Here is a 564-nt window from a genome sequence, read left to right as displayed (position 1 = left end):
CAGATGGCTTTGAAAAACAAGACCCTGGAAGATGCCGTGGCCGGCGTGAACGACGCGCTGCGGTACAGCGTGGTACTGGAACCGCCGGATTTCACCGCAGGCTTGCGCGGTGTGCTGGCCTCGCTGGACGATCAGGGCCATGTGCGCGTCAAGCTGAACAACCTGTTTGCCAAGCACCAGCCGGCCTTCAAAGCGGTCAATGTTACGATGCGCAGTCCCGAAGGCGCGCTCTGGGAGATCCAGTTCCACACGCCTGACACCTTCAGGCTCAAGGAGCAATTCCATGATCTTTACAAGCACAGCTATGCGCTGCAGCTTCAGGGCGCCCCACTGACTGATCAGCGAGAAGTGCAGGCGCCCGCGCAAGACGCCTTCAGACTCGTGCCTTCGCCGCCAGAGTGCGACGATATCGACGACTGGGAGGAGGAGAACGTCCCGGCCTTGGCAATCACGGTTCCGGCTTTCAAATCCCAACCAAACAATCGCAAAGACGCCGCAAAATTCCGTGCAGGCGTGAGCAGCACACCGCAAGTGGCGCTGTCAGGGGGTCGGTTCCGGCTGGGG

At 60.6% G+C, this 564-nt stretch carries 1 protein-coding gene; it reads left to right on the top strand.

The annotated features are described in order from the left end of the window. On the top strand, positions 1 to 564 hold a 564-nt coding region (locus tag ALO43_RS30720; protein ID WP_235812531.1), incomplete at both ends, for a hypothetical protein.

Source organism: Pseudomonas tremae, assembly GCF_001401155.1.
Taxonomy (GTDB): Bacteria; Pseudomonadota; Gammaproteobacteria; order Pseudomonadales; family Pseudomonadaceae; genus Aquipseudomonas; species Aquipseudomonas tremae.
Note: the sequence above shows the minus strand (reverse complement) of the source record. Positions and strands in the feature narration are given on the sequence as shown.